Here is a 666-nt window from a genome sequence, read left to right on the forward strand (position 1 = left end):
CAGCCGAGCCTGCCCCAGGTCCTGGCACGCGGCGGCCTCATCGACTGCCCGGCTTCGTCCTCAAAGACGAGCCAGGCCCCGCGGGCCGCCGCGGTGCTTTTACCCGCGGCCACGTCTCCTTCTTCCACAACTCGACGGCCGCGTCGTCACGCTCGATCGCCCGGCGGGCCGGCTGCTGCCAGGACCAGCCGTGGCGCTTGAGCAGGACCCACGTGCCCTCCACGGTGTAGGAGACGTGGAACAGTCGGCCGATCAGCGTCTTCACCCGTGCCAGAGTCCACCGCTGGTCCTCCCAGCCGTGGGCCAGCGGACCACGCTCCAACTCCCGCTCCAACCGCGCGATCTGGGCATCGGACAGCTTCGGACGACCGGGCGAGCCCTTCGAGGCGATTCCCGCCGCACCGCCCTCGCGCCACTGCCGGCGCCAGCGCTCCACCGAACGCACGCTCACCCGCAGTGCCGCCGCGATGTCCCTGCTCTTCTCGCCGCTCTCGAAGCGTTCCACGGCCTGCTGCCGGATCCGCTCCCGCGCGGCCCTCTCCGCGTCGGTCAAACCGCCGCCCTGTGCATACCTCACAGCACACGACTACCGGGATCGGCCCTCCACCGGCAGGCGAACGCTACGGCTTCACCCATCCGAGCGACATCACGAATTCAACTTCAGTA

At 70.0% G+C, this 666-nt stretch carries 1 protein-coding gene; it reads right to left on the reverse strand.

The window, feature by feature from the left end:
- Nucleotides 1–37 precede the first annotated feature (37 nt).
- On the reverse strand, nt 38–577 hold the full coding sequence (locus KS423_RS46770; protein WP_224285692.1) for a winged helix-turn-helix domain-containing protein: 540 nt from the start codon (nt 575–577) through the stop codon (nt 38–40).
- Nucleotides 578–666 lie beyond the last annotated feature (89 nt).

The sequence above is a fragment of the Streptomyces sp. LS1784 genome (assembly GCF_020103755.1).
In the GTDB taxonomy this organism is placed as follows: domain Bacteria; phylum Actinomycetota; class Actinomycetes; order Streptomycetales; family Streptomycetaceae; genus Kitasatospora.